This is a genomic window from Mycobacterium sp. NGS68, from assembly GCF_059812195.1.
Map to the genome: position 1 here is coordinate 185,097 of NZ_JCALCE010000003.1, position 14,293 is coordinate 199,389.

Consider the following 14,293-nt stretch of genomic DNA (forward strand, 5'->3'; position numbering starts at 1 on the left):
ATATGAAACGCGGCTCCGGACAACACCGAATCCCCACCGCCTGGTGGACGGTGATCCTGTTGGTGGCGGTTCTCGTGTTCTTGTTCGTCACGACGACAGCATTCGCCGGCACCTTCAGATCCTTTGTGCCGGTGACCCTTACCGCGGATCGTGCCGGCCTGGTGATGGAGTCCGGGGCCAAGGTCGAGATGCGTGGCGTGCAGGTCGGCCGGGTGGGCTCGATCAGCGATGCCCGCAACAGGGCCGGTCTGACGCTCGAGATCGACCCCGACCAGATCCGCTACATCCCGGCCAATGTGGAAGCGCAAATCAGTGCCACCACCGCGTTCGGCGCCAAGTTCGTCGAACTCATCTATCCGGAGCAGCCGAGTCGCGCAAGGCTGGCCGCGGGCACGGTACTGCGTTCGAGGAATGTCAGCACGGAGATCAACACCGTCTTCCAAAACGTCGTCGACCTGCTGAAGATGATCGATCCGGTCAAGTTGAACGCGGTGCTGACCGCGGTGGCCGACGGCGTACGCGGCCAAGGTCAACGCATGGGTGAGGCGACCACCGGCCTCAATGAAGTCCTGCAGGCGCTCAACGCGCGCAGCGAAACCATCCGCACCGACTGGCGCGCCTTCAAGAGCTTCAACGACACCTATGACGCGGCCGCCCGCGACATCCTGTCGATCCTCAACGCCGCGAGCACCACCAGCACCACGGTGGTGAATCATTCGAAAACGCTGGATTCGTTGCTGCTCAACGCCATCGGCTTCGCCAACGCCGGGACCAATCTGCTCGGCACCAGCAGGGACAACCTCGTCGGCGCGGTCAACACGCTGGAGCCCACGACGAACCTGCTGCACAAGTACAGCCCGGAATACACCTGCTTTCTGCAGGGAACCAAGTGGTACCTGGACAACGGGGGCTACGCGGCGTGGGGCGGCGCCGACGGCCGCACTCTGCAGCTCGACGTTGCGCTCTTGTTGGGCAACGATCCTTACGTCTTTCCCGACAACCTGCCCCTCGTGGCGGCCAAGGGCGGACCCGGAGGGAAACCGGGCTGTGGATCGCTGCCGGACGCCAGCAAGAACTTCCCGGTGCGCGAGCTCGTCACCAATACGGGTTGGGGGACCGGGCTGGACATCCGGCCCAACCCCGGCATCGGGCAACCCTGCTGGGCGGATTATTTCCCGGTGACCCGCGGCCTGCCCCAGCCGCCCTCGATCCGCCAGTGCATCCCGGGGCCCGCGATCGGGCCGGTCCCGTACCCCGGGGCACCGCCGTTCGGGGCCGCGCTCTACGGGCCCGGCGGGGTGCCGCTGTGGCCAGGGGTGCCCCCGGCCGCACCGCCAGGCGGCGAGCCCGCCGCGCCGCCACCCGCCGAACCTGGGCCGCCGGCACCGTGACCCACGACGATCCAAGCGAGCAGGAGAAGATGCGATGCGGGAAAACCTGAGGGGCGTCGTGATGCGCCTCGGCGTCTTCCTGGCGGTTTGCCTGCTGGCCGCGTTCGCACTGGTCGCCATTTTCGGGCAGCTCCGCTTCGGTGAAGGCAAGACCTACAGCGCCGTATTCAGCAACGTGTCCAACCTGCGGGAGGGCAAGCTGGTCCGCATCGCCGGGGTTGAGGTCGGCAAAGTCAAGACCATCTCCATTAACCCCGATGCGACCGTGCGGGTCGAGTTCACCGCCGACGACACCGTCACCCTCACGGAAGGAACCCGGGCGGTGATCCGCTACGACAACCTGTTCGGCGACCGCTACCTGGCGCTCGAGGAGGGCACCGGGGGACTGCGGGTCCTCGGTGCGGGCCAGACGATTCCGTTGGCACGCACCCAACCCGCGCTCGATTTGGATGCGCTGATCGGCGGTTTCAAGCCGCTGTTTCGTGCCCTGAACCCCGAGCAGGTCAACGCGCTGAGTGGACAGTTGCTGCAGGCGTTTCAGGGCCAGGGTCCCACTATCGCGTCGTTTCTCAGCCAGGCCGCCGCAGTGACCAACACCCTGGCCGACCGGGACCAGCTGATCGGACAGGTGATCACCAACCTCAATGTGGTGCTGGGTTCGCTGGGCGGGCAGACGGACCGGCTGGACAAGGCGGTCGTCTCGCTCTCGCAGTTGATTCGCGGGCTGGCGGAACGCAAGACCGACATCTCCAACGCGGTCGCCTACACCAACGCCGCCGCCGGCTCGGTCGCCGACCTGCTGTCGCAGGCGCGTGCGCCGTTTTCGAAGGTGGTGCACGAGACGGACCGCGTGGCGGCCCTCGGGGTAGCCGATCACGACTACCTCGACAACCTGCTCAACACGCTGCCCGACAAGTATCACGCGCTGGTCCGCCAGGGCATCTATGGCGACTACTTCGCCTTCTACTTCTGCGACGTCGTGCTCAAGGTCAACGGCAAGGGCGGCCAGCCGGTCTACATCAAGCTGGCCGGTCAGCCCACGGGGCGGTGCGCGCCGAAATGAAAGCCTTCTCCGAGCGCAACCGGCTCACCGTCGGCACCGTGGGCATCCTGGCCGTCTGCGCGATCGTGGTGGCCGCCCTGCAGTATCAAAAGCTGCCCTTCTTCAACCAGGGCAAGGAAGTCTCCGCCTACTTCGCCGACGCCGGCGGACTGCGGACGGGTAATAGCGTCGAAGTCTCCGGTTATCCGGTGGGCAAGGTGTCCAGCATCGAACTTGACGGGCCCGGCGTCCTGGTTACGTTCAAGGTTGCCAAGAACATTCGACTCGGGGATCGCACCGAGGCGTCGATCAAGACCAAGGGCCTGCTGGGCAGCAAGATTCTTGACGTCCTACCCCGCGGTGACGGCCACCTCAACGGGCCGATCCCCATCGAGCGGACCATCTCGCCGTACCAGCTACCCGAAGCCCTGGGTGATCTGGCCACCACCATCAGCGGCCTGAACACCCAGCAGCTGTCGGGATCGCTGGACACCTTGGCGCAAACCTTCGCGGCGACTCCGCCGGACCTGCGGAATGCGCTACAGGGTGTGGCGCGGCTGGCGCAAACCCTCGATGATCGCGACGCGCAACTGCGCAACCTGCTCAGCAACGCGGCCAAGGCGACCGGAGTGCTGGCCAAGCGCACCGACCAGATCGTGGGCCTGGTGCGCGACACCAACGCGCTGCTGGCTCAGCTGCGCACGCAGAGCGCCGCCCTGAATCAGATCTGGGCGAACATCACGGCGGTGTCGCGGCAACTGCAGGGTTTCATCGCCGAGAACCGCCAGCAGCTGCGTCCGGCGCTGGACAAGCTCAACGGGGTGCTGGCGATCGTCGAACAACGCAAGGAACGCATCCAGCAGGCCATCCCGCTGATCAACACGTATGTGTTGTCGCTCGGTGAATCGGTGTCGTCGGGCCCGTTCTTCAAGGCATACGTGGTGAATCTGCTGCCGGGCCAGTTCGTGCAGCCGTTCATCGGGGCCGCCTTCTCCGACCTCGGGCTGGACCCGGCCACGCTGCTGCCCTCCCAGCTCACCGACCCGCAACTCGGCCAGCCCGGGACTCCGGCGTTGCCGTTGCCGTACCCGCGGACCGGTCAGGGCGGCCCGCCGCGGTTGAACCTGCCCGACGCGATCACCGGCAACCCCGGCGACCCGCGCTATCCCTACCGGCCGGAGCCGCCGGCGCCGCCACCGGGCGGGCCGCCTCCCGGACCGCCCGCGGTGGCACCGCCGAGCGTGCGGTCCACCCCCGAGCCGACCCCCTCACCGGTCTTCGTACCGGCGCCCGGTGAGGTGCCGTCTCCGCAGCAGCCTGGAGGCCGAGGGTGAGCGCGGGAATTCGACAACGCCGCGTCATGCTGGCGGCCACCCTGGTGGTGGTGCTCGTCGCCGGGGTGTTCGCGCTGGTGCGGGCCGGCGATCACGCCGCGCGAAACGTCGTGACCGCCTACTTCGACAACAGCAATGGCGTGTTCGCCGGGGACGACGTACGCATTCGGGGCGTGCCGGTGGGCAAGATCGTCAAGATCGAGCCGCAGCCTTCGCGCGCCAAGATCACGTTCTGGTTCGACCGCAGGCACAAGGTGCCCGCCGACGCCAAGGCCGCGATTCTGTCGCCGCAGCTGGTCACCGGCCGCGCTATCCAACTCACGCCGCCCTACGCCGGCGGCCCGACGATGGGCGACGGCGCCGTCGTCCCCCAGGAGCGCACCGCCGTCCCGATCGAGTGGGATGACCTGCGGATCCAGCTTCAACGGGTGACCGAGCTGCTCAAGCCGACCCAGCCGGGCGGTGTCAGCACGCTGGGCTCCCTGATCAATACCGCCGCCGACAACCTGCGCGGGCAGGGGCCCACCATCCGCAACACGATCGTCAAACTGTCGCAGACCGTATCCGCGCTCGGCGACCACAGCAAAGACATCTTCGCCACCTTCAGGGACCTCTCGACGCTGGTGTCGGCCTTGCATGACAGCGCGGACCTGCTCGAGCAGCTCAACCGCAACATGGCGGCCGTCTCGTCGCTGCTGGCCGATGACCCGAACAAGGTCGGTCAGTCCGTCGAAGCCCTCAACGCGGTCGTCGCCGACGTGCGAAGTTTCACCGCCGACAACCGCGAGGCGGTCGGTACCGCGTCGGACAAACTCGCGTCGATCACCAACGCGCTGGTCGCCAGCCTCGACGACATCAAGCAGACCCTGCACATCGGCCCGACGGTGTTGCAGGACTTCAACAACATCTTCGAGCCGTCCAACGGCGCGCTGACCGGTGCGCTGGCCGGCAACAACATGGCCAACCCGATCGCGTTCCTGTGCGGAGCGGTGCAGGCCGCCTCCCGGCTGGGCGGCGAGCAAGCGGCGAAACTCTGCGCGCAGTACATGGCGCCGATTTTCAAGAACCGCCAATACAACTACCCGCCGTTGGGCGAGGACCTGTTCGTCGGCCCACAGGCCAGGCCCAACGAGGTCACCTTCAGCGAGGAATGGATGCGGCCAGATTTCGTGCCGCCGGCCGTGCCCGGGCCGCCGCCGCCTGCCGCGCCCGGTCCGCCGCCTGCCGCGCCCGGTCCGTCGCCCCCGGCGCCCGCCGGTCCCGCGGCGGGTCTGCGCGGAATGATGCTCCCACCAGGGGCCGGCCCATGACCGTCGGCCGGCGCCGTGGGTCGGTGCTCCTCGTCATCCTGGTGCTTGCCGCGGCAGCCCTGTCCGGCTGCGGTTGGCACGGGCTGAACTCGCTGTCGCTGCCGGGCACGCAGGGCAACGGCGCGGGCGCGTTCACCATCCAGGCGCAGATGCCCGACGTCAACAACATCCAGCCCAACTCCCGGGTGCGCGTCGCGGACGTCACGGTCGGTCACGTGACCAAGATCGAGCGTCAAGGCTGGCACGCGCTGGTGAGCATGCGGCTCAACAGCGATGTCGCCCTGCCGGCCAACGCGACCGCCAAGATCGGCACCACCAGCCTGCTGGGTTCCTACCACATCGAGCTGGAGTTGCCGAAAAGCGAAGCGCCTCAGGGCAAACTGCGTGACGGCTCGCTGATCCCGTTGTCGCACGGCGGCGCGTACCCGAACACCGAGCAGACACTGGCGGCGCTGTCTCTGGTGCTCAACGGCGGCGGAATTGGGCAGGTGCAGGACATCACCGAGGCGTTCAGCACGGCGTTCCGTGGCCGTGAGGGCGATCTGCGCAGCCTGATCGGGCAGCTCGACAAATTCACCACCTATCTCAACGACCAGTCCGGTGACATCATCGCGGCCACCGAGAGCCTCAACCGGCTGGTCGGAAAGTTCGCCGAGCAGCAGCCCGTCGTGGATCGGGCGCTGGCGACCATCCCCGACGCGCTCGCCGTGCTCAGCAACGAGCGGGCCAACCTCGTCGAGGCCGCCGACCGGCTGGGCAAGTTCAGCGCCCTGACCGTGGACTCGGTCAACAAGACCAAAGCGAACCTGGTCAAGGAGTTGAGGGAGCTCGGCCCCGTGCTGGAGTCGCTGGCCAACGCCGGACCGGCCATGACCAGGGCGCTGAGCCTGCTGCTGACTTTCCCGTTCCCCAACGAAACCTTCGAGAATTTCCAGCGCGGTGACTACGCCAACCTGACGGCCATCATCGACCTCACCCTCAGCCGAATCGACCAGGGCTTGTTCACCGGCACCCGGTGGGAATGCCACCTCACCCAGCTCGAGCTGCAGTGGGGCCGCACGATCGGGCAGTTCCCCAGCCCGTGCACCTCCGGCTACCGGGGCACTCCCGGCAATCCGCTGTCGATTCCGTACCGCTGGGATCAGGGGCCCTAGATGCATCTGCACCGTCGAGTCAAGATCCAGCTGGCCATCTTCAGCGTGATCGCGCTGATCGCGCTGTTGGTGATGTCGCTGCACTTCGTGAAGCTTCCGGCGATGCTGTTCGGCGTCGGCCGCTACACCGTGCGGGTGGAATTGCCGGAATCCGGCGGCCTGTACGGCACGGGCAACGTCACCTACCGCGGAACCGAAGTGGGCCAGGTGCAATCCGTGCATCTGACCGATTCCGGCGTCGAAGCGGTGTTGTCACTGAAATCCGGTATCGGCATTCCCTCGGACCTCAAGGCCGAGGTGCACAGCCAGTCCGCGGTCGGCGAGTCGTACATCGAGTTCCTGCCGCGCAACGGCACCTCGCCGCCGCTGAAGGACGGGGACGTCATTCGCCGGGCCGACACCTCGGTCCCGCCCAACATCAACACCCTGCTGAGCGCCGCCAACTCCGCGTTGCAGGCGATTCCCCACGACAACCTGCAGACCGTCATCGACGAGTCCTACACCGCGGTCGGTGGGCTCGGCCCGGAACTGTCCCGGCTGGTAGCCGGGACGTCCAACCTGGCGATCGATGCCCGCCAGAATCTGGACCCATTGCTCGCATTGATCGACCGGTCGCGGCCGGTGCTGAATTCGCAGACCCGCACTTCGGACGAGATCGCGGGGTGGGCATCACATCTGGCCACTGTGACCAGGGAGTTGCAGACGCACGACGGCGCGGTCGCGGGAACCGTCGAGCAGGCAGGTCCGGCGTTCGCGGAGATGAGTCAACTGATCGATCGGGTGCAGCCGACGCTGCCCATCCTGCTGGCCAACCTCGTCAGCATCGGCCAGGTCGCGTTGACCTACCAGAACGACATCGAGCAGCTGCTGGTGATTTTCCCGATGTCTATCAGCGCCGAACAGGCCGGCATCTTGGGCAACCTGAACACCAAGCAGCCCTACCACGGCCAATACCTGAGCTTCAATCTCAACCTCAACCTGCCGCCGCCGTGCACCACCGGATTCCTGCCCGCCCAGCAGCAACGGATTCCGACCTTCGAGGACTACCCGCAACGACCCGCCGGCGACCTGTACTGCCGGGTGCCGCAGGACTCGATGCTCAACGTGCGGGGGGCCCGGAACATCCCGTGCGAAACCGTGCCCGGCAAGCGTGCACCCACGGTCAAGCTGTGCGAGAGCAACCAGCAATACGTGCCGCTCAACGACGGCTGGAACTGGAAGGGCGACCCCAACGCGACGCTGTCCGGCCAGGGCATCCCGCAGTTGGCGCCCGGGGCGGCGCCGCCAGGCGCGGGACCGCCCGCACCGGGCCCGGCCCCGCCACCGGTCGCCGCGGCTCAGTACGACCCGGCCACCGGCACCTACATCGGACCCGACGGGCACCAGTACACCCGCTCCGATCTCGCGCACGCGGCGCAGAAGGACAGGACGTGGCAATCGATGCTGCTACCGCCGCCGGCACCGTGACGGTTCCGGCGCAACGGCTCACAACGCACGAACAGGACGGAGGACGGCATGACCGTAGTAAGTGATCCGGTACCGGATCTCGACGACGACCTCGACGACGACATTGGCGACGACGTTGGCGAAATCGAGGACGGCTCGCCCGATTCCGCGGCCGACGACGCCGACGATGACACCGCCGACGACGCGGATGACACGCCCGCGGCCAAGACCAGACGACCCCGGTCGGCGCAGCGGCGGGCCGCGGTGTTCGGCGTGGCCCTCATTGTTGCCCTGGCGGCACTGGGCGGCTGGTGGGGGTATCGGCTGCACCAGGCTCAGCAGGTCCAGGCACAGCGAAACCAGTTCATCCAGGTCGCCAGGCAGGGTGCACTGAACTTGACCACCATCGACTGGCAGCACGCCGAGGCCGACGTGCACCGCATCCTGGACGGCGCGACGGGGGAGTTCTACAACGACTTCGCCAAGCGGTCCCAGCCGTTCATCGAGGTGCTGCAGCAAGCCAAGGCGAGCACCGTCGGCAGGATAACGGAGGCCGGACTGGAATCGGAGACGGCCGACGGCGCCCAAATTCTGGTGTCCGTGGCCGTGCAGACGTCCAATGCCGGTGAACCCGATCCGGTTACCCGGGCCTGGCGGATGCGGATCGCCGTGCGCAAGGTGGGCGACCAGGTCAAGGTTTCCAACGTCGGGTTCGTGTCATGATCCGGGTGACGGCACGCCGTGCCGGTAAGCGCAAGGACGTCGACGACGACGTCGACATCAACGACGTCGCGGAGGCGATCGCGCCGGACGGACACATGGACGCCCGGCCGTCGCGCCGCCGGCGTCGCATCGGCTACGGGCGGGTGATCGTCTTTGTGGCGCTGCCCGTCCTGGCACTGCTGATCACGCCGGTCGTGGGCTTCCTCAAGTGGCAGGCCGAGTCTGCGCGAGGCGCCGCGACCGCGCGCACAGAATCGGTCCGTGCGGCCACCGACGGCACGATTGCGCTGTTGTCGTACCGTCCGGACACCGTACAGTCCGACCTCGACGCCGCGCGGGGCCGGCTGACGGGCACATTCCTGCAGGCCTACACCTCGCTGACCCGCGATGTCGTGATCCCCGGGGCGAAGAAGAAGCAGATCTCCGCCGTGGCCACGGTTCCGGCCGCCGCGTCGACGTCCGTGAGCCCGAACCATGCCGTCGTCCTGCTGTTCGTCAACCAGACCATCATCGTCGGCCAGGACGCCCCGACGAGTAGCTCGTCGAGCGTTCGGGTCGGCCTCGACAGGGTCGGCGGGCGGTGGCTGATCTCGCAGTTCGACCCGGTCTGAGCCCGTGAAAATGCACCGCTACCCCTCTCGGATGTGGGAAAGGTTGCTCGCGAGCGCAGCTTTCGCGTGCGCGGCACTCTTCGGGACCGTCCCGTGCGCGAGTGCGGACACGGTGGCCTACCTGGTCAACGTGACGATGCGTCCGGGCTACCACTTCGCCAGCGCCGAGGCCGCCTTGGACTACGGGCATGCACTCTGCGACAAGGTGTCTGCGGGCCGAACCTATGCACAGGTCATGCGTGGGGTGAAGGCCGACTTCGACACCTCCGACGAATTCCAGGCGTCGTACCTGATCTCGCAGGCCATCAACGAGCTCTGTCCCGAGCTGATCTGGCAGCTGCGGAACTCCGCCGCGAACTACCGGCCCCCGGGCGCCGGCGGCTGACGGACCCGACGGAAAGGGAAACTGACATGGGAAATCGAGAGTTCATCGTGGCGGCGTTGCTCGTGGTGGCGGCCGGCGCCGCGGTGGGCATGCCCGCCGCGAACGCTGACAACAAGCGGCTCAATGACAGCGTGGTCGCCAACGTGTTCACGATTCAGCATCAGGCCGGCTGCGCCAACGACGTCAGGATCAACCCGCAGCTGCAACTGGCCGCGCAATGGCACACCCTCGATGTCCTCAACAACCGAAACCTCGACGGCGACATCGGTTCTGACGGGTCCGACCCGCAGGGCCGGGCCAACGCCGCCGGCTTCCGCGGCGGTGTGGCCGAGACCGTCGCGATCAATCCCGCGCTGGCGATCAGTGGCGTCGAGCTGATGAACCAGTGGCATTCCAACCCCGCGTATCTCGCGATCATGTCCGACTGTGCACACAACCAGATCGGAGTGTGGTCGGAAAGCAGCGTGGACCGCACGGTCGTGGTGGCGGTCTACGGGCACTCGGAGGCTCCGGCCCGCAGCGCCGCGGTCGGGCCGCAAAACGGCCCGCCTCCCGTTGTGGTTCTGCAGGAGAACGTTCCGCTCGACCCCGCCCCCGACTACGACGCGAGCGACGAGATCGAATACGCCGTCAACTGGTTCCCGTGGATCCTGCGCGGCGTGTACCCGCCGCCGGCCATGCCGCCGCGATAGCGCTTCGGCCCAACGGCACGGCCGCTGGCTAGCGGGGGACTAGCGCGTGTTGACCAGACTTCCGCCCGTGGGTTCCGACGTGGTGGGCGACTCCGGCGGCAGGACCGACGCGGCGATGCGCACGAGCGCCACCGCGAGGCCGATACTTGTCGCCGTTGCTGCCGCGATCAGCGGTTTCGAGGTGTGCGCAAGATGAACGGCGACGATGGTGGGCCAGCCCGCGCCGAAGTTGACGCCGAAGAAGGTGCACGGGAACAGCACCAGCACGCCCAGCAGCTGCCACGGATTAGTGCAGCGGGCACGTAGTTGCGATGCGGCCGCGGCGAAACAGATCACTTGCGCGGCTTCCAGAACGCCGATCACCAACGGGTACTGGAAGGTACGAAACACATGAGGACCCCAGTAGCTGTACAGGCCGCCGTTGATCCCGATGATCTCGAACGTGGCCGATTCGAGAAATGAGATGCCGGCCCAGGCGAAGAGCCCGCGCCGTGTGATCCTGCCGCGTGCGATCTGACGCGAGATGTAGATAGCCGGGGCCGCGTACAGCACCGCATATCCACTATGGGTCCAGATCGGTTGCGGGATGTCGAAAGCGGTGAAATGCGTCCACATGCCGGTCGTGGAGTAGAAGTACAGCATCATCGCCACGTCGTAGAGCGGCTCGGCGAACGCTCCGATCAACGCCGCCAGCACCATCAGCGCATACACGGGCGTGCGTTCGCGCACACCCATCCGTATCGCGATCACCAGCAGCGCTGCGGTCAGCCCCCAGCTGAGGTCGGTCAGGATCGCTTGCGTGGTGAGGTTCAATTCGTGATCGATCGGCGGCACGGGGTCACCGTATGCGATCACGCGCCGTTTCGCGTCCCCCAATCAGAGGAATTTCCTCCCTGACCGGAGGGACGCGGTGACGGCGGGAACCGTTGCGGGTCAACGTGCCTCGGTGCGCAACCCGACGAGGGCGCGGCGGGCCTCGGGCACTTGCACGGCGAGCGCCTGCCCCCGGTTCTCCGTCTCCAGGGCCGACTGGAAGGAGTTGTTCTCCATCCCGCGGACCAAGGCGTTCTTGGTGGAGCGGATGGCGCTGTCCGGATTGCACCCGATGGCTTCGGCCAACTCGATCGCCGCGTCGAGCGCGGGCTTGTCGCTGAGTCGGTCGGCCAGGCCGATCCGCGCCGCCTCCGCGGCCCGCACGGTGCGCCCGGTGAATGCCAGCTCGGCGGCGCGGCCGGGACCGATGATCCGGACCAGGTTCCACGACGTGCCCAGCTCTCCGATGGACAGCCCGATCCGCACGAATCCTGCGCTGAAACTCGCGGTCTGGTCGGCGATCCGGATGTCGGCCGCCAGCGCGAGGGACAGGCCGCCGCCGGCGGCGGGCCCGCTCACCGCGGCGATCACCGGATAGGGCAGCGCGCGCAACCCGGTGGACCCGGCGGCCGCCGTCTCGACCAGATCGGTGAACTCGGACACCGACATCCGCGTGAGCACGTCGACCTCGGCGAGGTCGAAGCCGGTGCAGAATGTCTTGCCCCCCGCCCCGGTGATGATCAGCGCCCGCAGCGGCGCGTTGCGTAAGACGGCAGTGGCCCAGGCGATTTCGCCGAACATCTCGACGGTCTGCGAGTTGCCGCGGTCCGGTCGGTTCACCGACATCACCACGATGTCGGGTCCGTGCTGGTGGAATGCCAGGGTGTGGGCGGTCCGCAACTCGTCGAGAACGTCGGGCAGCGCGCGCCGCGACACCCGGTTCCAGCGGGTGGTCGTCGTGCTCATGGTCATCGCCCCGAGAAGTTCGGTGCGCGCTTGCTTTTGAAGGCCGCCAGCGCCTCGCTCATGTCGTCACAGCGCGTGAGGAGCGCCTGCCCGCGGTTTTCCAGTTCGAGCGCCGCCGCAAACGACGCGACTTCCAGATTCGCCTGCAGCGCCCGCTTCGACATTCGGATCCCACCGGGGGAGTTCGCGCAGATTTGTCGCGCCAGGTCCAGCGTCTGCTCCAGCAGGTCGTCGGCGCCGGTAACGCGGTTGAGCAGACCGAGCCGTTCGGCCTCGTCGGCTTCGACGATGCGTCCGGTGAAGCCGATCTCCGCCGCCGCGGACGGCCCGATCAGGCGCGGCAGCAGCCAGGAGGCACCCAGATCGCCCGCTGACAGGCCGATCCGCACGAACGCGGCGTTGAACTTCGCCGCGGGCGACCCCAGCCGGATATCTGCCATCAGCGACAGCGACATGCCCCCGCCGGCGGCGGGGCCGTTGACCGCCGCAATCACCGGAACCGGGATGGCCCGCACCGCGCTCAACGCCCGGGCGGCGCGCTCCTGGCGGTCCAGCATCCCCAGCGCCGACAGCGACGCCAGTTCCTCGGCCTCGTCGAGGTCGTAGCCGGCGCAGAACGCCTTGCCGGCGCCGGTGATCAGCACGACGCGGACGTCGCGGTCATCGCTGATCGCACGGGCCAGCGATCCCAGCTCGTCGAACATGAGCACGGTCATCGCGTTGAACCGATCCGGCCGGTCGAGGGTGATTTGCACCACGCCGTCAGCCGTGGACTCGACACGCAGCGTCTGGGTAGCCTGCTCGAGGTCGATCATGGTTTTTTCCAATCGTGCTGTGGATCAAGCGAATTGCGGGGCGCGCTTGTCGATGAACGCGCTGAGTCCCTCGATCGCCTCGCCCTGCTCGAATAGGTGCTGTATCTGCTCGACTTCGAAACCCAAGCCGTCGGCCAGGGGGCGGTCGTAGGCCGCGTCGACGGTTCGCACCACGGCCATCTGTGCGGGCGTCGACAGCGCTGCCAACTCGTTGGCCAACTGGCGCGCCGCCACGCGGACCGGGGTGTCCCCTCCGGCGAGGCGATCGATGAGGCCGATCGACAACGCCTCGTCCGCCGCGACCTGACGGCCGGTGAGCATGAGGTCCAGCGCCCGGCCCCGGCCGATCAGGCGGGGGAGGCGCTGGGTGCCCCCGGCGCCGGGGATCAGGCCGAGTTTGACCTCAGGGAGGCCCAGCCGCGACCGAGCGGAGGCGACCCGCAGTGTGCACGCCATCGCCAATTCGAGGCCGCCGCCCAGGGCCAGCCCGTCGATGGCGGCCACCGAGATCAGTGGCAGGGCAGCGAGGCGTTCGACGGCACCGCGCAGCGTATCGCCGTACTCACGAAACGATGCCGCGTCGACCGTGGACATGTGCTTGATGTCGGCGCCGGCGGCGAAGAAGCCGTCCACCGCCGACGCCACGACGACGACCTTGGCGCCGACCGCCTCGACGTAGTCGAGCGCCTGGTGCACACCGGTGATGATCTCCAGCCCAAGTGCGTTGGCCGGGCGGCTGTCCAGCACGATCTCGACGACTGCGCCGTCCCGGTTCCACGCCACGGCCTGTCGAGTTTGTGGGTTCGCCACGAGATCTCCTTTGCTCTCTGGGGATTGGGTCAGGCCATGGTCAGTCCGCCGCTGACGGACAGGGTCTGGCCGGTGATGTACTCCGCGGCGTCCGACGCGAAAAAGGCGACGGCGGCGGCGATGTCGGAGGGCCGGCCCAGCCGCTTCATGGGCACCGAGCGGGTCATCCCGCCGATCACCTTGTCGGCCTCCTGGCCCGAGCTGTCGGCGAACTTGCGCAGCGCGGGTGTGTCGGTGGGGCCGGGGCACACGACGTTTGCGGTGACGCCCTTGGTCGCCACCTCTCGGGCGAGGGTCTTGGTGAACGCGATGATGCCGCCCTTGGCGCCGGAGTAGACCGCCTCCAGTGACGAGCCGACGCGCCCGGCATCAGAACCGATGTTGATCACCCGGCCGAAGCCGCGTTCCACCATGCCGGGCACGACGGTGTGGATGACACGCAGCGCTCCCTTGAAGTTGATGTCGATGATCTTGTCCCAGAACTCTTCCGAGGTCTTGAGGAACGGCATGAAGTCGTCCCAGCCGGCGTTGTTCACCACGATCTCGATGTCGCCGAGTTCGGCGGCGACGGTCTGCACCGCGCCGCGAACCGATTCGGTGCTGGTGACGTCGACGTGGACGGCGATGGCCTCACCGCCCGCTGCCGCGATGCGCTTAGCGGTGGCTTCCGCCGCTTCGAGGTTCAGGTCGGCGACAGCGACCCGGAAACCGCTGGCGCCCAGCGTCTCCGAGATGCCTTCGCCGATCCCCTGGGCTCCGCCGGTGACGAATGCGACGCGGTGGCTCATAGGTGTGTCTCCT

The 14,293-nt window shown here is 67.5% G+C and carries 15 protein-coding genes; 10 read left to right on the forward strand and 5 right to left on the reverse strand.

Annotated features, from left to right (window positions below):
* Positions 1-2 precede the first annotated feature (2 nt).
* From AC5Y5V_RS05700 to AC5Y5V_RS05745, 10 genes are all read left to right on the forward strand, one after another.
* Positions 3-1,391 carry an MCE family protein gene (locus tag AC5Y5V_RS05700; RefSeq protein ID WP_499931818.1) on the forward strand — a complete coding sequence of 463 codons (1,389 nt, stop codon included), beginning with the start codon at positions 3-5 and terminating at the stop codon, positions 1,389-1,391.
* A gap of 34 nt (positions 1,392-1,425) precedes the next feature.
* Positions 1,426-2,454, forward strand: a complete 1,029-nt coding sequence (locus AC5Y5V_RS05705; protein ID WP_499931819.1) for a virulence factor Mce family protein — start codon at positions 1,426-1,428, stop codon at positions 2,452-2,454.
* Entirely contained in the window at positions 2,451-3,767 is a 1,317-nt protein-coding gene (locus AC5Y5V_RS05710) for a virulence factor Mce family protein (RefSeq protein WP_499931821.1), read from the forward strand. Before AC5Y5V_RS05705 ends, AC5Y5V_RS05710 begins: the two co-directional genes overlap by 4 nt.
* A 26-nt stretch (positions 3,768-3,793) precedes the next feature.
* A complete protein-coding gene (locus tag AC5Y5V_RS05715) occupies positions 3,794-5,077 on the forward strand; it encodes a virulence factor Mce family protein (RefSeq protein ID WP_499931972.1) in 1,284 nt (427 codons plus the stop codon).
* Positions 5,074-6,231 carry a virulence factor Mce family protein gene (locus AC5Y5V_RS05720; RefSeq protein WP_499931823.1) on the forward strand — a complete coding sequence of 386 codons (1,158 nt, stop codon included), beginning with the start codon at positions 5,074-5,076 and terminating at the stop codon, positions 6,229-6,231. Before AC5Y5V_RS05715 ends, AC5Y5V_RS05720 begins: the two co-directional genes overlap by 4 nt.
* Complete coding sequence (locus AC5Y5V_RS05725) at positions 6,232-7,698, forward strand: MCE family protein (protein WP_499931824.1); 1,467 nt, start codon at positions 6,232-6,234, stop codon at positions 7,696-7,698. It begins immediately after the preceding gene.
* Positions 7,699-7,746: 48 nt separating this feature from the next.
* Positions 7,747-8,400, forward strand: a complete 654-nt coding sequence (locus tag AC5Y5V_RS05730) for an Rv1363c family protein (RefSeq protein WP_499931826.1) — start codon at positions 7,747-7,749, stop codon at positions 8,398-8,400.
* A gap of 95 nt (positions 8,401-8,495) precedes the next feature.
* Positions 8,496-9,011: a hypothetical protein gene (locus AC5Y5V_RS05735; RefSeq protein ID WP_499931973.1), complete on the forward strand. Its 516-nt coding sequence runs from the start codon at positions 8,496-8,498 to the stop codon at positions 9,009-9,011.
* 10 nt (positions 9,012-9,021) lie between these two features.
* Entirely contained in the window at positions 9,022-9,396 is a 375-nt protein-coding gene (locus tag AC5Y5V_RS05740; RefSeq protein ID WP_499931827.1) for a DUF732 domain-containing protein, read from the forward strand.
* Between the two features lie 26 nt (positions 9,397-9,422).
* Complete coding sequence (locus AC5Y5V_RS05745; protein ID WP_499931829.1) at positions 9,423-10,088, forward strand: CAP domain-containing protein; 666 nt, start codon at positions 9,423-9,425, stop codon at positions 10,086-10,088.
* A 39-nt stretch (positions 10,089-10,127) separates the two neighbouring features.
* Here AC5Y5V_RS05745 and AC5Y5V_RS05750 read toward each other — a convergent pair whose 3' ends face one another.
* The 5 genes from AC5Y5V_RS05750 to AC5Y5V_RS05770 form a co-directional block, all read right to left on the reverse strand.
* The gene (locus AC5Y5V_RS05750; protein WP_499931830.1) at positions 10,128-10,922 is read right to left on the reverse strand and encodes a hypothetical protein; all 795 of its coding nucleotides are present in this window, start codon (positions 10,920-10,922) and stop codon (positions 10,128-10,130) included.
* A 99-nt stretch (positions 10,923-11,021) separates the two neighbouring features.
* Positions 11,022-11,867 carry an enoyl-CoA hydratase/isomerase family protein gene (locus tag AC5Y5V_RS05755; RefSeq protein ID WP_499931832.1) on the reverse strand — a complete coding sequence of 282 codons (846 nt, stop codon included), beginning with the start codon at positions 11,865-11,867 and terminating at the stop codon, positions 11,022-11,024.
* 2 nt (positions 11,868-11,869) lie between these two features.
* Positions 11,870-12,682, reverse strand: coding sequence for an enoyl-CoA hydratase/isomerase family protein (locus tag AC5Y5V_RS05760; RefSeq protein ID WP_499931834.1), 813 nt, complete (start codon positions 12,680-12,682; stop codon positions 11,870-11,872).
* Positions 12,683-12,706: 24 nt separating this feature from the next.
* Positions 12,707-13,492: an enoyl-CoA hydratase/isomerase family protein gene (locus AC5Y5V_RS05765; RefSeq protein ID WP_499931835.1), complete on the reverse strand. Its 786-nt coding sequence runs from the start codon at positions 13,490-13,492 to the stop codon at positions 12,707-12,709.
* Between the two features lie 29 nt (positions 13,493-13,521).
* Positions 13,522-14,280: an SDR family NAD(P)-dependent oxidoreductase gene (locus AC5Y5V_RS05770; protein WP_499931837.1), complete on the reverse strand. Its 759-nt coding sequence runs from the start codon at positions 14,278-14,280 to the stop codon at positions 13,522-13,524.
* Between the last annotated feature and the right edge of the window lie 13 nt (positions 14,281-14,293).

Excerpts from the sequence above, each read along its gene's own strand:
- AC5Y5V_RS05700 (WP_499931818.1), top strand. The coding sequence starts at position 3 with ATGAAACGCGGCTCCGGACAACACCGAATCCCCACCGCCTGGTGGACG.
- AC5Y5V_RS05705 (WP_499931819.1), top strand. The coding sequence starts at position 1,426 with ATGCGGGAAAACCTGAGGGGCGTCGTGATGCGCCTCGGCGTCTTCCTG.
- AC5Y5V_RS05710 (WP_499931821.1), top strand. The coding sequence starts at position 2,451 with ATGAAAGCCTTCTCCGAGCGCAACCGGCTCACCGTCGGCACCGTGGGC.
- AC5Y5V_RS05715 (WP_499931972.1), top strand. The coding sequence starts at position 3,794 with ATGCTGGCGGCCACCCTGGTGGTGGTGCTCGTCGCCGGGGTGTTCGCG.
- AC5Y5V_RS05720 (WP_499931823.1), top strand. The coding sequence starts at position 5,074 with ATGACCGTCGGCCGGCGCCGTGGGTCGGTGCTCCTCGTCATCCTGGTG.
- AC5Y5V_RS05725 (WP_499931824.1), top strand. The coding sequence starts at position 6,232 with ATGCATCTGCACCGTCGAGTCAAGATCCAGCTGGCCATCTTCAGCGTG.
- AC5Y5V_RS05730 (WP_499931826.1), top strand. The coding sequence starts at position 7,747 with ATGACCGTAGTAAGTGATCCGGTACCGGATCTCGACGACGACCTCGAC.
- AC5Y5V_RS05735 (WP_499931973.1), top strand. The coding sequence starts at position 8,496 with ATGGACGCCCGGCCGTCGCGCCGCCGGCGTCGCATCGGCTACGGGCGG.
- AC5Y5V_RS05740 (WP_499931827.1), top strand. The coding sequence starts at position 9,022 with ATGCACCGCTACCCCTCTCGGATGTGGGAAAGGTTGCTCGCGAGCGCA.
- AC5Y5V_RS05745 (WP_499931829.1), top strand. The coding sequence starts at position 9,423 with ATGGGAAATCGAGAGTTCATCGTGGCGGCGTTGCTCGTGGTGGCGGCC.
- AC5Y5V_RS05755 (WP_499931832.1), bottom strand. The coding sequence starts at position 11,867 with ATGAGCACGACGACCACCCGCTGGAACCGGGTGTCGCGGCGCGCGCTG.
- AC5Y5V_RS05760 (WP_499931834.1), bottom strand. The coding sequence starts at position 12,682 with ATGATCGACCTCGAGCAGGCTACCCAGACGCTGCGTGTCGAGTCCACG.
- AC5Y5V_RS05770 (WP_499931837.1), bottom strand. The coding sequence starts at position 14,280 with ATGAGCCACCGCGTCGCATTCGTCACCGGCGGAGCCCAGGGGATCGGC.